The sequence below is a fragment of the Cupriavidus phytohabitans genome, from assembly GCF_000426345.1.
In the GTDB taxonomy this organism is placed as follows: Bacteria; Pseudomonadota; Gammaproteobacteria; order Burkholderiales; family Burkholderiaceae; genus Cupriavidus.
On the sequence record NZ_AUFE01000004.1, the window covers coordinates 36,442 to 49,749 of the forward strand.

Consider the following 13,308-nt stretch of genomic DNA (forward strand, 5'->3'; position numbering starts at 1 on the left):
CAAACAACCAGGGACGCAGGGAATCCGGAGCAAACGATGAACGTATCGGCAGACATTCGCGCGCTGGTGGAGCGGCGCAAGGCGGGCCACAGCCTCGAGGCGCCTTTTTACCTGAGCGAGGAAATCTTCGCGCTCGACATGGAGGCAATCTTCCGCCAGCACTGGATCCAGGTGGCGGTCGAGCCCGACGTGCCGGAGCCGGGAGACTACGTGACCGTCGAGCTTGGCCAGGACTCGATCCTGATCGTGCGCGACGACGACATGCAGGTCCGCGCATACCACAACGTGTGCCGCCATCGCGGCGCACGGCTGTGCAACGAGGACAAGGGCACGGTTGGCAACATCGTGTGCCCATACCACAGCTGGACCTACAACCTGAGTGGCGAGCTGATGTTCGCCGAGCACATGGGCGAGAAGTTCGACCGCTGCAAGCACAGCCTGAAGTCGGTACACGTGGAGAACCTTGCCGGGCTGATCTTTGTCTGCCTGGCCAAGGAGCCGCCGGACTTCGCGCCGATGCGCACTGCGATGGAACCGTACCTGCTGCCGCACGACCTGCCGAACACCAAGGTCGCCGCGCAGGTCGACATCATCGAACAGGGCAACTGGAAGCTCACGATGGAGAACAACCGCGAGTGCTACCACTGCGTGGCCAACCATCCGGAGCTGACCATTTCGCTGTACGAGTACGGCTTCGGCTACCAGCGCTCGCCGGCCAACGCGGAGGGCATGGAAGCGTTCGAGCGCACCTGCGACACGCGCGCCGCGCAATGGGAAGCGATGAAGCTGCCATCGGCGGAAATCGAGCGGCTGCTGGAGACCACGGGTTTCCGCACGCAGCGCCTGCCGCTGGACCGCAGCGGCGAATCGCAGACGCTGGACGCGAAGGTGGCCTCGAAGAAACTGCTTGGGAACTTCGAGCAGGCAGACCTCGGCGGGCTTTCCTTCTGGACCCAGCCTAACTCGTGGCATCACTTCATGAGCGACCACATCGTGACGTTCTCGGTGATCCCGCTGTCGGCCGGCGAGACCCTGGTCCGCACCAAATGGCTGGTACACAAGGATGCGCGCGAGGGCGTCGACTACGACGTGAAGAACCTGACCGCGGTCTGGAACGCGACCAATGACCAGGACCGCGCGCTGGTCGAGTACTCGCAGCGCGGCGCGGCGAGCAGCGCGTACGAGCCCGGCCCGTACTCGCCGTTCACCGAAGGCCTGGTCGAGAAATTCTCGGCATGGTATGTCCGCCGGCTCGCCGAGCAGATCGGCGCCTGAGCGCAAGGAGCGGAGGTTGACATGATGCGCGATGCGGTGCATTTCGAATCAGCGGACAGCCGGGTGACGCGCCCGGCGTTCTGGAACGCGCTTCCCGAGCGCTGGACGAGCGACGTGGAGGAAACGCTGGTGTGCTGCCACGTGCGGCAGGAAACGCACGACGTGAAGAGCTTCTTCTTCCGTTCGCCCCAGGGGCGCGCCTTTGTGTTCGAGCCGGGGCAGTTCATCACGCTGGAACTCGACATCGACGGCGAGACGATCAATCGCTGCTACACGATCTCGTCTTCGCCGGCGCAGCCGCACACGGTCTCGATCACGGTCAAGCGGGTGCCGGGTGGCAAGGTGTCGAACTGGCTGCACGACACGGTGACGCCGGGCATGCCGATCCGCATGCTCGGGCCTGGCGGCGAGTTCACCTGCGCGCGGCACCCGGCGCACAAGTACCTGTTCCTGTCCGCGGGCTCGGGCATCACGCCGCTGATGTCGATGAGCCGTGCGCACCACGATCTCGCCGAGGACCGCGACATCGTCTTCCTGCACAGCGCGCGCACGCCGGACGACATCATCTTTGCCCGCGAGCTGGACCTGATCGCGGCAAACCAGGCGAACTTCCGCACCGCGTTCGTTTGCGAGCGTGTCGGCGCGCGGACCAACTGGCCGGGCGTCACCGGATTCCTGTCGCTGCCGCTGCTGAAGCTGATCGCGCCGGATTTCATGGAGCGCGAGATCTTCACGTGCGGCCCGGCCCCCTACATGAAGGCGGTGCGCGAGCTGCTTGACGAAGCCGGCTTCGATCGCAGGCGCTACCACGAGGAGAGCTTCTCCTTCGAGACCTTGAACGCTGAGCCCGCCCCCGGCGAAGCGGCCGAGGCTGCCGGGGAGGGCAAGGGGGGCACACCAGCAGCCAACGGCCATGCCGACATGGCGCGGTTCAACATCAGCTTCGCCAGAAGCGCACGGGACATTGCCTGCGGCGCGGGGCAGAACGTGCTGGACGCGGCGCGCCAGTCGGGCGTGCGGCTGCCTGCGTCATGCACGCAGGGCATGTGCGGGACGTGCAAGGTCAAGCTGGTCAGCGGGCAGGTCGACATGAAGCACAACGGCGGCATCCGCCAGCGCGAGATCGACCAGGGCATGGTGCTGCTGTGCTGCAGCAAGCCGCTGTCGGACCTCGTGATCGACAAGTGAGGCCTGGCACGCACAGCGGCCGACGGTTCGTATTCAGAAGGTGAGCGCCTCGGCGCCGATTAAAGGAGGGTAGACATGAAACTTCTCGGAAAACTATTCTGCACTGGCGCTGCATCGGTCATGCTGACATGGAGCGCGCTCGCGCTCGGGGACACCAAGCCAACGTTGAAGATCGGCTACGTCGAGGGTTGGGATGACAGCGTTGCCACCACCAACGTGGCCGCGCGCATCATCGAGAAGAAGCTGGGGTATCCGGTGCAGCTCGTGCCGGTGGCGGCGGGCGTGATGTGGCAGGGCGTCGCGCGCGGCGACCTCGACGCGACGCTGTCGGCATGGCTGCCGGTCACGCAGGGCGCCTACTGGGAGCAGTTCAAGACCAAGGTGGTCAACCTCGGGCCCAACTTTACCGAAGCGCGGATCGGCCTGATCGTTCCGGCTTCCGTCAGCGCGAAAAGCATCGACGAGCTCAACGCGCGGAAGGCCTCGTTCGAGGGCCGCATCGTCGGCATCGATGCCGGCGCCGGCGTGATGCGCAAGGCGTCCGAGGCGATCAAGAGCTATGGCCTGAGCTATTCGCTGATGCCCAGCTCGGGCAGCGCGATGACGGTCGAGCTGGCGCGCTCGATGAGCGCGAACAAGCCGGTGGTCGTGACCGGCTGGGCGCCTCACTGGATGTTCGCCAAGTGGAAGCTGCGCTTCCTCGACGATCCCAAGAAGGTGTTCGGGGAGTCCGAGCACGTCGACAACGTCGTGAACCCGGGCCTGGAGAACAAGGCGAAGCCGGTCGTGGCCTTCCTGAAGAAGTTCCAGTGGAAGCCGGGCGAGATCGATAGCGTGATGCTGGCGATCCAGAACGGCACTAAGCCGGATGCAGCCGCCGACGCCTGGATTGCCGCGCATGGGGACCGCGTCAGTGCGTGGCTCGAGAACACGCAGTAAATCCGTCAAGCCACGACACTCGCAACAACGCGGGCCACGATCGTTTTGCGATCGTGGCCCGCTTTCTTGCGCTTACTGGAATACCACCGTCCGGTCCCCGTTCAGGAACACCCGCCGCTCGATGAACGCCTTCACCGCGCGCGCCAGCGTGATGCATTCCACGTCGCGGCCGACCGCAAGCAGCTGCTCCGGCCGGTACGAATGATCGACGCGCTCGACGGCCTGCTCGATGATCGGGCCTTCGTCGAGGTCGTCGGTGACGAAGTGGGCGGTCGCGCCGATCAGCTTGACGCCGCGCGCATGCGCCTGGTGATAGGGCCTGGCACCCTTGAAGCCAGGCAGGAATGAATGGTGGATGTTGATCGCGCGGTTGGCCAGTTTCGCGCTGGTCGCGGCCGAGAGAACCTGCATGTAGCGGGCGAGGATCACCAGCTCCGCGCCGCTCGACTCGAGCAGGTCCAGCCAGCGCGCTTCCTGCTCGCCCTTGGTCTCGGGCGTGATCGGGAAGTGCCGGAACGGCAGGTCATGCTGGCGCGCCAGCGGCTCCAGGTCGGCATGGTTCGAGGCGACCCCCACGATATCCATCTTCAGCTCGCCCATGCGCCAGCGGAACAGCAGGTCCGCCAGGCAATGCTCGAGCTTCGACACCATGATCAGCACCCGGGGACGGGCGTGCGCATCGTGGATGGCCCACTGCATGCCGTAGCCCTGCGCGATCGGCGTGAATTCCTGCCGCAGCCGGCCGACATCCAGCGCCCGCGCGTCCGTCGGGTGGAACACGCAACGCAGGAAGAAGCGGTTGCTCAGGTCGTCGTCGAAGACGGTCAGTTCGTCGATGTAGCAGCGATGGCGCTCGAGCAGCCCGACGGTGGCGGCGACCTGGCCGGGGGCGCTCGGGCACGACAGCGTCAGGATGTGCTGTTGTGAAGGAGACTGCGCGTTCATGCGATTCCTCTCTGGGTTGACTGGCCGCGGACGCCTCGTGCGCGCACATGCCATGCGCCAAGTAGATCAGGCCATGCGGGCACCGGATAGAACCGAAGCGCCGCGTGGCTGGTATCGACGCGCCACGCCGCACGTAGCGCCGTCCCGCCCATGTCGGATGGTTGGCGCCGTTTGTGGACAGTCGCCGTCAAATTCGCCTTGCCGGATTGCCGTTGTCGCATTTGCGCAAGCACTTGTCGGAATTAGTCGGCAGGGGAGGGCGTTTCTTGGCAACCATGTAGGGAATCGCGCAACGCAGGTTGCAAAGCGACGACAAGGTTTGCTCAGGCATTCCAGGGAGGAAGGTAGTAACGCGCCGCCAGCGCTTCCCGGACGAGTGGAGAAAGCGTTGGCATGCCATATGACGAGTGAGTCCCCGCAGGGCCAGGAGAGGTTTCGATGGATAGTCCAAAGGTCGTGGTCGAAGGTCTGTGCAAGGTATTTGGCAGCAATCCCAAGCAGGCACTCGACATGCTCGCCGCCGGTTCGACGAAGGATGAGGTATTCCGGCGCACCGGCCACGTGGTCGGTGTGCACAACGTGTCGTTCGACGTCAGGGAAGGCGAAATATTCGTGCTGATGGGCCTGTCGGGATCCGGCAAGTCGACGCTGATCCGCCTCGTGAACCGGCTGGTCGAACCGACCGCCGGCAAGGTGCTGATCGGCGGGCGCGATGTGGCAGCCGTGAGCCGCGGCGAGCTGATCGCGCTGCGCCGCAAGGACATGAGCATGGTGTTCCAGTCGTTCGCGCTGATGCCGCAGCGCACCGTGCTGTCCAATGCCGCATTCGGCCTGGAGGTGGCTGGGGTCGGCAGGAAGGAGCGCGAGCGCCGCGCCATGGAAGTGCTGGAGCAGGTCGGCCTGGCCACGTTCGCGCAGAAGCTGCCGCGCGAGCTGTCGGGCGGCATGCAGCAGCGCGTGGGCCTGGCGCGCGCGCTGGCGGTCAATCCGTCGCTGATGATCATGGACGAGGCGTTCTCGGCCCTCGATCCGCTCAAGCGCAAGGAGATGCAGAATGTGCTGCTGCAGCTGCAGAAGGAGCACCGCCGCACCATCATGTTCGTATCGCATGACCTGGAGGAGGCGCTGCGCATCGGCAGCCGGATCGCGATCATGGAGGGCGGCCGGCTCGTCCAGGTCGGCACGCCGCAGGAGATCATTGCCAACCCTGCCGACAACTACGTGCGTACGTTCTTCGACGGCATCGATACGAGCCGCTACCTGACCGCCGGCGACCTGATGCAGACCAACGCCGTGCCGACGCTGTCGAAACTCGACGCGGCCAACGTCGCCGCGACGCTGAACGGCGGCGAAGACTATGCCTTCGTGCTCGATGCGCAGCGCAAGCTCCGCGGCTTCGTCACGCGCGACGCCACGCAGGGCGTGCGGCCGGTGGAAAGCATCCGGCGCAACGCTTCGCTCGACCATGTCGTCGAGCGCGTGGTCGCGAACCCGAATGCGCTGCCGGTCGTCGACGACGACGGCTGCTATTGCGGCTCGGTCAGCCGCGCCGTCATCCTGAAAGCCATCACGCGCTCGCGAGGTAACCATGTCTGAACTCCTGCCCCTCGGCCGCTGGGTCGACCAATCCGTCCATTACCTCCTCGATCACGACGCGGCGACGTTCGACGCCATCGGCCGCGCCATCGGGGGCCTCGCTGAACTGATCGAGCGCGGGCTGCAAGCCGTGCCGATGTGGCTGATGATGGCGATCTTCATCGGCATCGGGCTGTGGCGCGTAGGCTGGCGCTTCGCGGTCTTCACCGCCGCGTCGCTGTTCGTGATCTTCGCAACCGGCTTCTGGGACCAGACCATCCTCACGCTGGGCCTTACGCTGTCCTCGACCGTCATCAGCCTGCTGCTCGGCGTTCCGCTCGGCATCTGGGCGGCAAGGAGCAGGGTGGTGGCGGCCACCGTCCGTCCGGTGCTCGACCTGATGCAGACCATGCCCGCGTTCGTCTACCTGATACCCGCGGCGATGCTCTTCGGCCTGGGCCGCGTGCCGGGCATCCTTGCCACGGTGATCTTCGCCATGCCGCCAGCGGTCCGGCTGACCTGCCTTGGCATCCGCCAGGTGAACATGGAGATCGTCGAAGCCGGCCACGCCTTCGGCTGTACGCCGTGGCAACTGTTGTACAAGGTGCAGTTCCCGAATGCGCTGCCCTCGATCATGCAGGGGGTGAACCAGACGATCATGATGGCGCTGTCGATGGTGATCATCGCGTCGATGGTGGGCGCCGGCGGCCTGGGCAACGAGGTGCTGGCGAGCATCCAGCGCCTGGATATCGGCCTGGGCTTTGAAAGCGGCCTGTCGGTCGTGCTGCTGGCAATCATCCTGGACCGCATCACCGAAAGCTTTGGCCGCGCGCCGGGGTCCGTGAAGGCACCACTGTTCTCGGGACTCAGGCAATTGTTCAGCACCAAGGCAAGCACGGCGCAAGCCTGATCCCGACCAGCCATGCACGACGAGATCGATGAGGTAACTGTTGCGGCCGTGCCAGCTGGTAGCGCTTCACCTCCGATGTCGGCGCTCGCACATTTCGGCTTTCTGACCTTGCCGGACTTCTCGATGATTGCGTTCTCGAGCGCGGTCGAGGTGCTGCGCATGGCAAACTATCTCGGGCGCGCCGACCACTACAGCTGGTCGATCTATTCAACCAACGGCGCGCCGGCGTATGCCAGCAACGGCATCGCAGTGCGTCCGACCCGCGCCCTCGATGCCTCGGCTTTGCCGGACGTGATGATCGTCTGCGGAGGCATTGACATCCGCGACGCCGTCGACGACGGCACGCGCACGATGCTTGCCGGACTCGCCGGGCGGGGCATGCCGCTCGGCGGGATCTGCACAGGCGCCTATGCCTTGATGTCCAGCAAGCTGCTGGACGGCTACCGCTGCGCCGTGCATTGGGAAAACCGGTCCACGCTCCACGAAGAGTTTCCGCTGGTGCAGTTCGCGGACGAACTGTTTGTCGTCGATGGCGACCGGCTTACCTGCACGGGTGGCACGGCGCCGATCGACATGATGCTCTATCTGGTCGGGCTGCGCTTCGGCCAGAAGCTTGCCACGCAGGTATCCGAGCAGTTCATCCTCGAACGCATACGTAGTGCGACCGATTCCCAGCCGATTCCGGTCTATGCGCGCGTTGGCCTGTCGCGGGCGGAGTTGATCGAGGTGGTCCGGCTGATGGAGGCGAATATCGAGGAGCCGCTGTCGCTTGACGAACTCGCGCGGCTGGTGCGGCTGTCGCAGCGGCATCTGCAGCGAATGTTCAAGTTCTATCTGAACGTGTCGCCGACCCACTACTACCTCACCCTGCGCCTGAAGCGCGCGCGCGAGATGCTGCGCACCAGCAACGCCTCGATTGCCAGTGTGACGACGGCCTGCGGGTTCCAGTCGCCATGTCATTTCAGCAAGGCGTACCGCGCGCAGTTTGGGCATGCCCCCAGCCATGAACGGCGGCAGTCGGGATAACAACGCCCGGCGTGATGCGGATGATCAAGTGCTGCTTCAGGCATGCTGTCATGGGTGATGGCGGAATTCGCTCTACACGCTGAGCAAGAGCCAGAACCAGCGCGCGCTGATGTTCCAGATGCTGGCGCCCGACAACACTGGCGCGAGGCCGGCGTGGAAGCGGGCTTCGAGTCGGTGCCGCTGCACGGCTATGTGCATCTCTTCCACCTGGAGTGGCACCGCAATCTCTGGGTGCATGTGCAGCACCTGACCGAGTACCGCTACCAGCCCGAGCTGCGCGACAAGCTGGTGCTGCCGGACCACCACCGCGACCTGATCGATATCCTGACCTCGCACATGGACGTGCTGGTGCAGGACTTCGTGCCCGGCAAGTCGGGCGGCACCACCATCCTGTGCCAGGGCGCGCCGGGGCTGGGCAAGACGCTGACCGCCGAGGTCTATGCCGAAGTCCTCGCGCCATCGTCGCCGAGTTCCTGCGCACGCTGGAGTACTTCAACGGCCTGCTGTTCATGACCACCAACCGCATCGGCGATGTCGACGATGCCATCCTGTCGCGCTGCATCGCCACCATCCACTACGAGACGCCGGGCAAGGACGATGCGCGGCGCCTGTGGCGGCTGCAGGCGGCGCAGTCCGGCGCCGAGCTGGGCGCCGAGCTGGGCGACGGGCTGGTCGAGGCGCTGCTGCGGGCCTACCCCAAGGCCAGCGGACGCGATATCAAGGAGCTGCTCAAGCGGGCCACGCGCTATGCCCGCGCGCGGGAGGTGCCGCTGACTGAAGACGTGTTCAGGCTGTGCGGGCAATTCCGGGGACTGAACTGAAGCGCGCCCTGAAGCGTGCGCCAGCGGTATCATGGCGCATCTCCCAACGCCGCTGACGCGCCTCCATGAGCCTCGATCCTGCCGAACTGCAGGCTGTACGGCCCTACCTGCTGCGCTTTGCGCGCCTGCAACTGCGCGATGAGGTGCTGGCGGAAGACGCGGTCTCGGAAACGCTGCTGGCCGCGCTGGAGCACCCGGAGCGCTTTGCCGGCCACTCGTCGCTGCGCACCTACCTGGTCGGCATCCTCAAGCACAAGCTGATCGACAGCCTGCGCAGCGGCCGGCGCGAGGTGCGGCTGGCGCTGGTGGCGCCGGAGGACGGCGAGGCCCCGTCGGAGCAGGAGGCGCTGGATGCGCTGTTCACGCGCAACGGCCACTACCAGGATCCGCCTTCCGACTGGGGCGATCCCGAGCGCGCCTTCGAGCGCCGCGAGTTCTTTGAAATCCTGCAGCTATGCGTCGACCGGCTGCCGCCGCGGCTGGGCCGGCTCTTCATGATGCGCGAATGGCTGGAGCTCGATACCGAAGAAATCTGTCAGGTCTTGCAGATCAGCGCGACCAATGCATGGGCCATGCTGTACCGGGCCCGCATGCGGCTGCGCGAGTGCCTGGAACTGCGCTGGTTCGGGCAGCGTGGCGCTGCCGGCGAGGGCTGATCGGCCCTTGCGAACGATCTCGTCCACTTAACCCTCGGCAACGACCATGCCCGACCGCCCCGCCCGCCGCCTGCTGCCGGACTGCAAAGAAGTCCACCACCTGACCATGAAGGGGCTGGACCAGCCTTTGTCGTGGGTGGAACGGCTGCGCGTGCGCGGCCACCTGGCGATCTGCGAAGCCTGCACCGTGTTCAGCGCGCAGATGCGGACCATGCGGGAGGCGATGCGGCGAATGGGGCGGGAGGATTGAGGCCGCTGTCCGTAGCCAGGGGTCGCGCCTGGATGCGCTGAACGTAAGCTGACGGCACTGGCAAAGGCTCCCCTCTCCCGCAGGCGGGAGAGGGGAGCAAACCCACGGCAATTACGCACGCGCACCCTCGCCGTAGGGGTCGAAACCACCCACGCGGCTGCCTTCGCTGTACGGGTCGAAGCTGCGCGCCGGGGCCGCCGACACGCCGCGACGGTCCAGTCCGGCCACCGTGCGGGCGCCGTCCACATACGGATCGGGCTTGCCGGCGCGGGCGCCATCGGTGAAGGCATCGTGCGAGCGGAACTCGTAGCCATACTTGTCGCCGGGCAGCCGTTCGGCGGCAGTAGCGGCGTGCGCGGCGCCGAGGGCGGCCAGCGACAGGAACAGGGCGGAAGCGAAGCGGGCGGTCTTGGTCATGAGATTTCTCCAGTATTGTTCGTTGAATCTGGCAGAACGTTTGGCATTGAGTACGTGCCGTTCATGTAACGAACTATAGGAGCCTTTGCCGAGCGAAAACGGGGATCGGTGTGGATAGGTTATTCAAAAAATTTGAAATAAGATTTACCATCCTTCACCCGTTATGGCATGACGCAAATGTAATCGGCTCATCGCGTGAACCCCGGCCAGCCTCGGTTAAACTTGCGGCTCGCCGCCATTCCCGACATGCAACGCCTGCTCCTCATCGTCCTCGCGCTGATCCTGCCGCTCCAGTTCGCCTGGGCGGGAGCGGCCGCGTATTGCCGGCATGAGGTGGCAACGGCGGCCAAGGCGCACCTGGGGCATCACGAGCACCAGCACAAGGCCGATGCCGGCCAGCATGCAACCAAGGCCGGCGCCGATGTCGACAAGCTGGGCGTTGCCGATCCCGACTGCGGCGTCTGCCATATCGCCTCGGTGCCGTTCGCACGCGCCGACGGGCCACGCGTGCAGGCCAGCCAGCGCGTTGCACTGGCGCAGGCCCCGCCGCAGTCCGGTTTCTCCTCCCACAGCGCCAGGGCCCCCGACCGCCCGCAGTGGCCCCGTCTCGCTTAGCCGGCGAGACGACGCTACCCGCTTCCCTGACTTCTTCCTGATTCGCTGAACTCAGGCGTCTCGCCGAATTCCCGGTTTCTTTCCTGGTGCAATTCGATGCGAAGACTTTTGCTGCCGCTGGGGCTGGCGGCCGTCCTGACCAGCCCGCTTGCCGGCGTCGCCCAGACGCCACCATCCGCCATCCAACCCTCGCCGTACGCCACCGGTGCGGGCGCTGCGGGCGTATCCGAGCCATCCGGCACGCTGACGCTGGACGCCGCGCTGGCGCTGGCCGAAGCCGGCAGCTTCGCGCTGTCCGCCGCCGGCAAGGAGCTCGACGCCACCGAGGGCGACCTGACGCAGGCGCGCGTGATTCCCAACCCCGAGCTGGCGGTGTCGATGGAAGACACGCGCCGCGCCACGCGCTCGACCACCGGGCAGTTCAACGTGCCAATCGAGCTGGGCGGCAAGCGCGCTGCCCGCATCGGCGTGGCCGAGCGTGGCCGCGAACTGGCGCAGGCCGAGCTGGGCGGCGTGCGCGCCGAACTGCGCGCGGCGGTGATCGCGCGCTTCTTCGGCGTGCTGGTCGCGCAGGAGCGCGTCAAGCTGGCCGAGGGCTCGGTCGGCATCGCCAGCCGTGCGGCGCAGGCCGCCTCGCGCCGTGTCGCCGCCGGCAAGGTCGCGCCGCTGGAAGCAACGCGCGCGCAGGTCGAGCAGGCCAACGCCGAGCTGGAGCTGGCCGAGGCCACTGGCGCGCTGCAGTCGGCACGGCAGTCGCTGGCCGCGCTGTGGGGCAATGCCGCGCCGCGCTTCGCGCAGGCACAGGGCGACCTCGACGCGCTGCCGTCGCGCCCCGCGCCCGCCGCGCTGGAGACCGCGCTGGAAGATTCGCCGCTGCTGGCCGCCAGCCGGCTCTCCGCCGAACGCAGCCGCGCCGAAGTGGCGGTGGCGCGCAGCCGCCAGTACCCCGACGTCACCGTCAGCCTCGGCGCCAAGCGCGACAACGAGGCCAACCGCAACATGGCCGTGCTGGGCGTGGCGATCCCGCTGCCGCTGTTCGACCGCAACCAGGGCAACCTGTACGCGGCGCTGCGCCGCGCCGACCGCGCGCAGGATGTGCATGCCGCCAACCGCATCCGGCTGGCCAATGAACTGCAGCAGGCGTCGACGCAGCTGTCGGTGTCGCGCGCCGCGGCGCAGACGCTGCAGGGCTCGGTGCTGCCCGCGGCGGAGCAGGCGTATGCCGCCGCTTCGCGCGGGTTCGAGGCCGGCAAGTTCAATTTCCTCGATGTGCTGGATGCCCAGCGCACCCTGTTCCAGGCGCGCATCCGCTACCTGGACGTGCTGGCCCGCACCTATGACGCGGCCGCCAGCATCGACCGCATCCTCGGACACTGATACGGAAGGCTCCAAGCATGGCAATAAGCAAGCAACAACGGGCCGCGGTGGTGGCCATCCTGGTCGCGGGGCTGCTGGGCGGCGCGGCGATCCTGTTCACGGGCAAGGGCGGTAGTTCAGGCGAGGCCGGGCATGAGCATGGCGAACACGCTGAACAAGGCGAGCATGCCGACCATGGCGACGGCCACGCGCACGACCAGCCGGCAAGTTCGCCGGCCAGCGCCCCCGCTGCCGCCGCTGCGCCCGCGCAGGCCGCCGACCAGCCCCACGTCATCAGGCTGACGCCGGAGCAGGTGCAGCAGGCCGGCATCGGCATCGCCACGGCAGGCCCCGCGCCGCTGCGCGGCAGTGTCGATTTCCCCGGCGAGATCCGCTTCAACGACGACCGCACCGCGCACGTGGTGCCGCGCGTCGCGGGCGTGGCCCAGGCGGTGCCGGCCAACCTGGGCGAGCAGGTCGCCAAAGGCCAGGTGCTGGCCGTGATCGCCAGCACGGCACTGGCCGAGCAACGCAGCGAACTGCTCGCGGCGCAGCGGCGCGAGGCGCTGGCGCGCGCCACCTACGCGCGCGAGAAGACGCTGTGGCAGGAAAAGATCTCCGCCGAGCAGGACTACCAGCAGGCCCGCACCGCGCTGGAAGAGGCGCAGATCGCGGTGCAGAACGCTAGGCAGAAGCTGGTTGCGATCGGCGCGTCGGAGAGCGCCGCTAAGGATGGCAAGGGAGGCAGCCTGAACCAGTTCGCGCTGCGCGCCCCGTTCGACGGCATCATCGTGGAGAAGCACCTGTCGCTGGGCGAGGCCGTCAAGGAAGACGCCAGCGTCTTCACCATCTCGGACCTGAGTTCGGTATGGGCCGAGTTCGTGGTGTCGGCGCGCGACCTCGACCAGGTGCGCGTGGGCGAGACCGTCAGGATCCGCTCCACCGCCTCCGAGACGCAGGCGGAGGGCAAGGTCTCCTACGTCGGCGCGCTGCTCGGCGAGCAGACCCGCACCGCCAAGGCACGCGTGACGCTGGCCAATCCCGGCATGGCGTGGCGGCCCGGCCTGTTCGTCACCGTCAGCGTCCTCGGCGCCGCGACGCAGGTGCCGGTGACGGTGGAAGCCGATGCCGTGCAGCAGGTCGACGGGCGCAGCGCCGTGTTCGTCGCGGTGCCGGGCGGGTTTGCCGTGCAGCCGGTCAAGACCGGCCGCAGCGGCGGCAAGCTGGTCGAGATCACCGAAGGCCTGCAGGCCGGTGCGCGCTACGCCGCGGCCAACAGCTTCATCCTCAAGTCCGAGCTGGGTAAGGCCAGCGCCGGGCATGAGCATTGAGCGG

At 66.9% G+C, this 13,308-nt stretch carries 13 protein-coding genes and 1 pseudogene; 12 read left to right on the top strand and 2 right to left on the bottom strand.

Annotated features, from left to right (window positions below; genetic code table 11):
- Positions 1–36 precede the first annotated feature (36 nt).
- The 3 genes from K309_RS0104125 to K309_RS0104135 all read left to right on the top strand — a co-directional run bounded on the left by K309_RS0104125 (position 37) and on the right by K309_RS0104135 (position 3,402).
- A complete protein-coding gene (locus tag K309_RS0104125) occupies positions 37–1,275 on the top strand; it encodes an aromatic ring-hydroxylating oxygenase subunit alpha (RefSeq protein WP_029045238.1) in 1,239 nt (412 codons plus the stop codon).
- Positions 1,276–1,296: 21 nt separating this feature from the next.
- Positions 1,297–2,463, top strand: coding sequence for an FAD-binding oxidoreductase (locus tag K309_RS0104130; protein ID WP_029045239.1), 1,167 nt, complete (start codon positions 1,297–1,299; stop codon positions 2,461–2,463).
- A 75-nt stretch (positions 2,464–2,538) separates the two neighbouring features.
- On the top strand, positions 2,539–3,402 hold the full coding sequence (locus tag K309_RS0104135; protein WP_029045240.1) for a glycine betaine ABC transporter substrate-binding protein: 864 nt from the start codon (positions 2,539–2,541) through the stop codon (positions 3,400–3,402).
- 72 nt (positions 3,403–3,474) lie between these two features.
- Here K309_RS0104135 and purU read toward each other — a convergent pair whose 3' ends face one another.
- A complete protein-coding gene (gene purU / locus K309_RS0104140) occupies positions 3,475–4,347 on the bottom strand; it encodes a formyltetrahydrofolate deformylase (protein ID WP_029045241.1) in 873 nt (290 codons plus the stop codon).
- Positions 4,348–4,785: 438 nt separating this feature from the next.
- Here purU and K309_RS0104145 point away from each other — a divergent pair, with 438 nt between their 5' ends.
- The 6 genes and pseudogenes from K309_RS0104145 to K309_RS0104175 all read left to right on the top strand — a co-directional run bounded on the left by K309_RS0104145 (position 4,786) and on the right by K309_RS0104175 (position 9,585).
- Complete coding sequence (locus K309_RS0104145) at positions 4,786–5,943, top strand: quaternary amine ABC transporter ATP-binding protein (protein ID WP_029045242.1); 1,158 nt, start codon at positions 4,786–4,788, stop codon at positions 5,941–5,943.
- Complete coding sequence (gene choW / locus K309_RS0104150) at positions 5,936–6,832, top strand: choline ABC transporter permease subunit (RefSeq protein WP_029045243.1); 897 nt, start codon at positions 5,936–5,938, stop codon at positions 6,830–6,832. The genes K309_RS0104145 and choW overlap by 8 nt, the downstream gene beginning before the upstream one ends.
- A 12-nt stretch (positions 6,833–6,844) precedes the next feature.
- Entirely contained in the window at positions 6,845–7,858 is a 1,014-nt protein-coding gene (locus tag K309_RS0104155) for a GlxA family transcriptional regulator (RefSeq protein ID WP_035876773.1), read from the top strand.
- A gap of 138 nt (positions 7,859–7,996) precedes the next feature.
- Positions 7,997–8,679, top strand: a pseudogene (locus tag K309_RS39725) (AAA family ATPase); the annotation flags it as partial.
- A 65-nt stretch (positions 8,680–8,744) separates the two neighbouring features.
- Positions 8,745–9,335 carry a sigma-70 family RNA polymerase sigma factor gene (locus K309_RS0104170; RefSeq protein ID WP_029045247.1) on the top strand — a complete coding sequence of 197 codons (591 nt, stop codon included), beginning with the start codon at positions 8,745–8,747 and terminating at the stop codon, positions 9,333–9,335.
- A gap of 46 nt (positions 9,336–9,381) precedes the next feature.
- Positions 9,382–9,585, top strand: coding sequence for a zf-HC2 domain-containing protein (locus tag K309_RS0104175; protein ID WP_029045248.1), 204 nt, complete (start codon positions 9,382–9,384; stop codon positions 9,583–9,585).
- 111 nt (positions 9,586–9,696) lie between these two features.
- Here the strand turns inward: K309_RS0104175 and K309_RS0104180 are convergent, their stop codons facing one another.
- Complete coding sequence (locus tag K309_RS0104180) at positions 9,697–10,002, bottom strand: hypothetical protein (RefSeq protein WP_029045249.1); 306 nt, start codon at positions 10,000–10,002, stop codon at positions 9,697–9,699.
- Positions 10,003–10,248: 246 nt separating this feature from the next.
- Here K309_RS0104180 and czcI point away from each other — a divergent pair, with 246 nt between their 5' ends.
- The 3 genes from czcI to K309_RS0104195 all read left to right on the top strand — a co-directional run bounded on the left by czcI (position 10,249) and on the right by K309_RS0104195 (position 13,304).
- Positions 10,249–10,617 carry a cation efflux protein, CzcI family gene (gene czcI / locus K309_RS0104185; protein WP_029045250.1) on the top strand — a complete coding sequence of 123 codons (369 nt, stop codon included), beginning with the start codon at positions 10,249–10,251 and terminating at the stop codon, positions 10,615–10,617.
- A gap of 96 nt (positions 10,618–10,713) precedes the next feature.
- On the top strand, positions 10,714–11,994 hold the full coding sequence (locus K309_RS0104190; RefSeq protein ID WP_029045251.1) for a TolC family protein: 1,281 nt from the start codon (positions 10,714–10,716) through the stop codon (positions 11,992–11,994).
- 17 nt (positions 11,995–12,011) lie between these two features.
- Positions 12,012–13,304, top strand: a complete 1,293-nt coding sequence (locus tag K309_RS0104195) for an efflux RND transporter periplasmic adaptor subunit (RefSeq protein ID WP_029045252.1) — start codon at positions 12,012–12,014, stop codon at positions 13,302–13,304.
- Positions 13,305–13,308: the final 4 nt, after the last annotated feature.

Excerpts from the sequence above, each read along its gene's own strand:
- K309_RS0104180 (WP_029045249.1), bottom strand. The coding sequence starts at position 10,002 with ATGACCAAGACCGCCCGCTTCGCTTCCGCCCTGTTCCTGTCGCTGGCC.
- K309_RS0104125 (WP_029045238.1), top strand. The coding sequence starts at position 37 with ATGAACGTATCGGCAGACATTCGCGCGCTGGTGGAGCGGCGCAAGGCG.
- K309_RS0104190 (WP_029045251.1), top strand. The coding sequence starts at position 10,714 with ATGCGAAGACTTTTGCTGCCGCTGGGGCTGGCGGCCGTCCTGACCAGC.
- K309_RS0104145 (WP_029045242.1), top strand. The coding sequence starts at position 4,786 with ATGGATAGTCCAAAGGTCGTGGTCGAAGGTCTGTGCAAGGTATTTGGC.
- K309_RS0104130 (WP_029045239.1), top strand. The coding sequence starts at position 1,297 with ATGATGCGCGATGCGGTGCATTTCGAATCAGCGGACAGCCGGGTGACG.
- K309_RS0104135 (WP_029045240.1), top strand. The coding sequence starts at position 2,539 with ATGAAACTTCTCGGAAAACTATTCTGCACTGGCGCTGCATCGGTCATG.
- K309_RS0104175 (WP_029045248.1), top strand. The coding sequence starts at position 9,382 with ATGCCCGACCGCCCCGCCCGCCGCCTGCTGCCGGACTGCAAAGAAGTC.
- K309_RS0104195 (WP_029045252.1), top strand. The coding sequence starts at position 12,012 with ATGGCAATAAGCAAGCAACAACGGGCCGCGGTGGTGGCCATCCTGGTC.
- choW (WP_029045243.1), top strand. The coding sequence starts at position 5,936 with ATGTCTGAACTCCTGCCCCTCGGCCGCTGGGTCGACCAATCCGTCCAT.
- purU (WP_029045241.1), bottom strand. The coding sequence starts at position 4,347 with ATGAACGCGCAGTCTCCTTCACAACAGCACATCCTGACGCTGTCGTGC.
- K309_RS0104155 (WP_035876773.1), top strand. The coding sequence starts at position 6,845 with ATGCACGACGAGATCGATGAGGTAACTGTTGCGGCCGTGCCAGCTGGT.
- czcI (WP_029045250.1), top strand. The coding sequence starts at position 10,249 with ATGCAACGCCTGCTCCTCATCGTCCTCGCGCTGATCCTGCCGCTCCAG.
- K309_RS0104170 (WP_029045247.1), top strand. The coding sequence starts at position 8,745 with ATGAGCCTCGATCCTGCCGAACTGCAGGCTGTACGGCCCTACCTGCTG.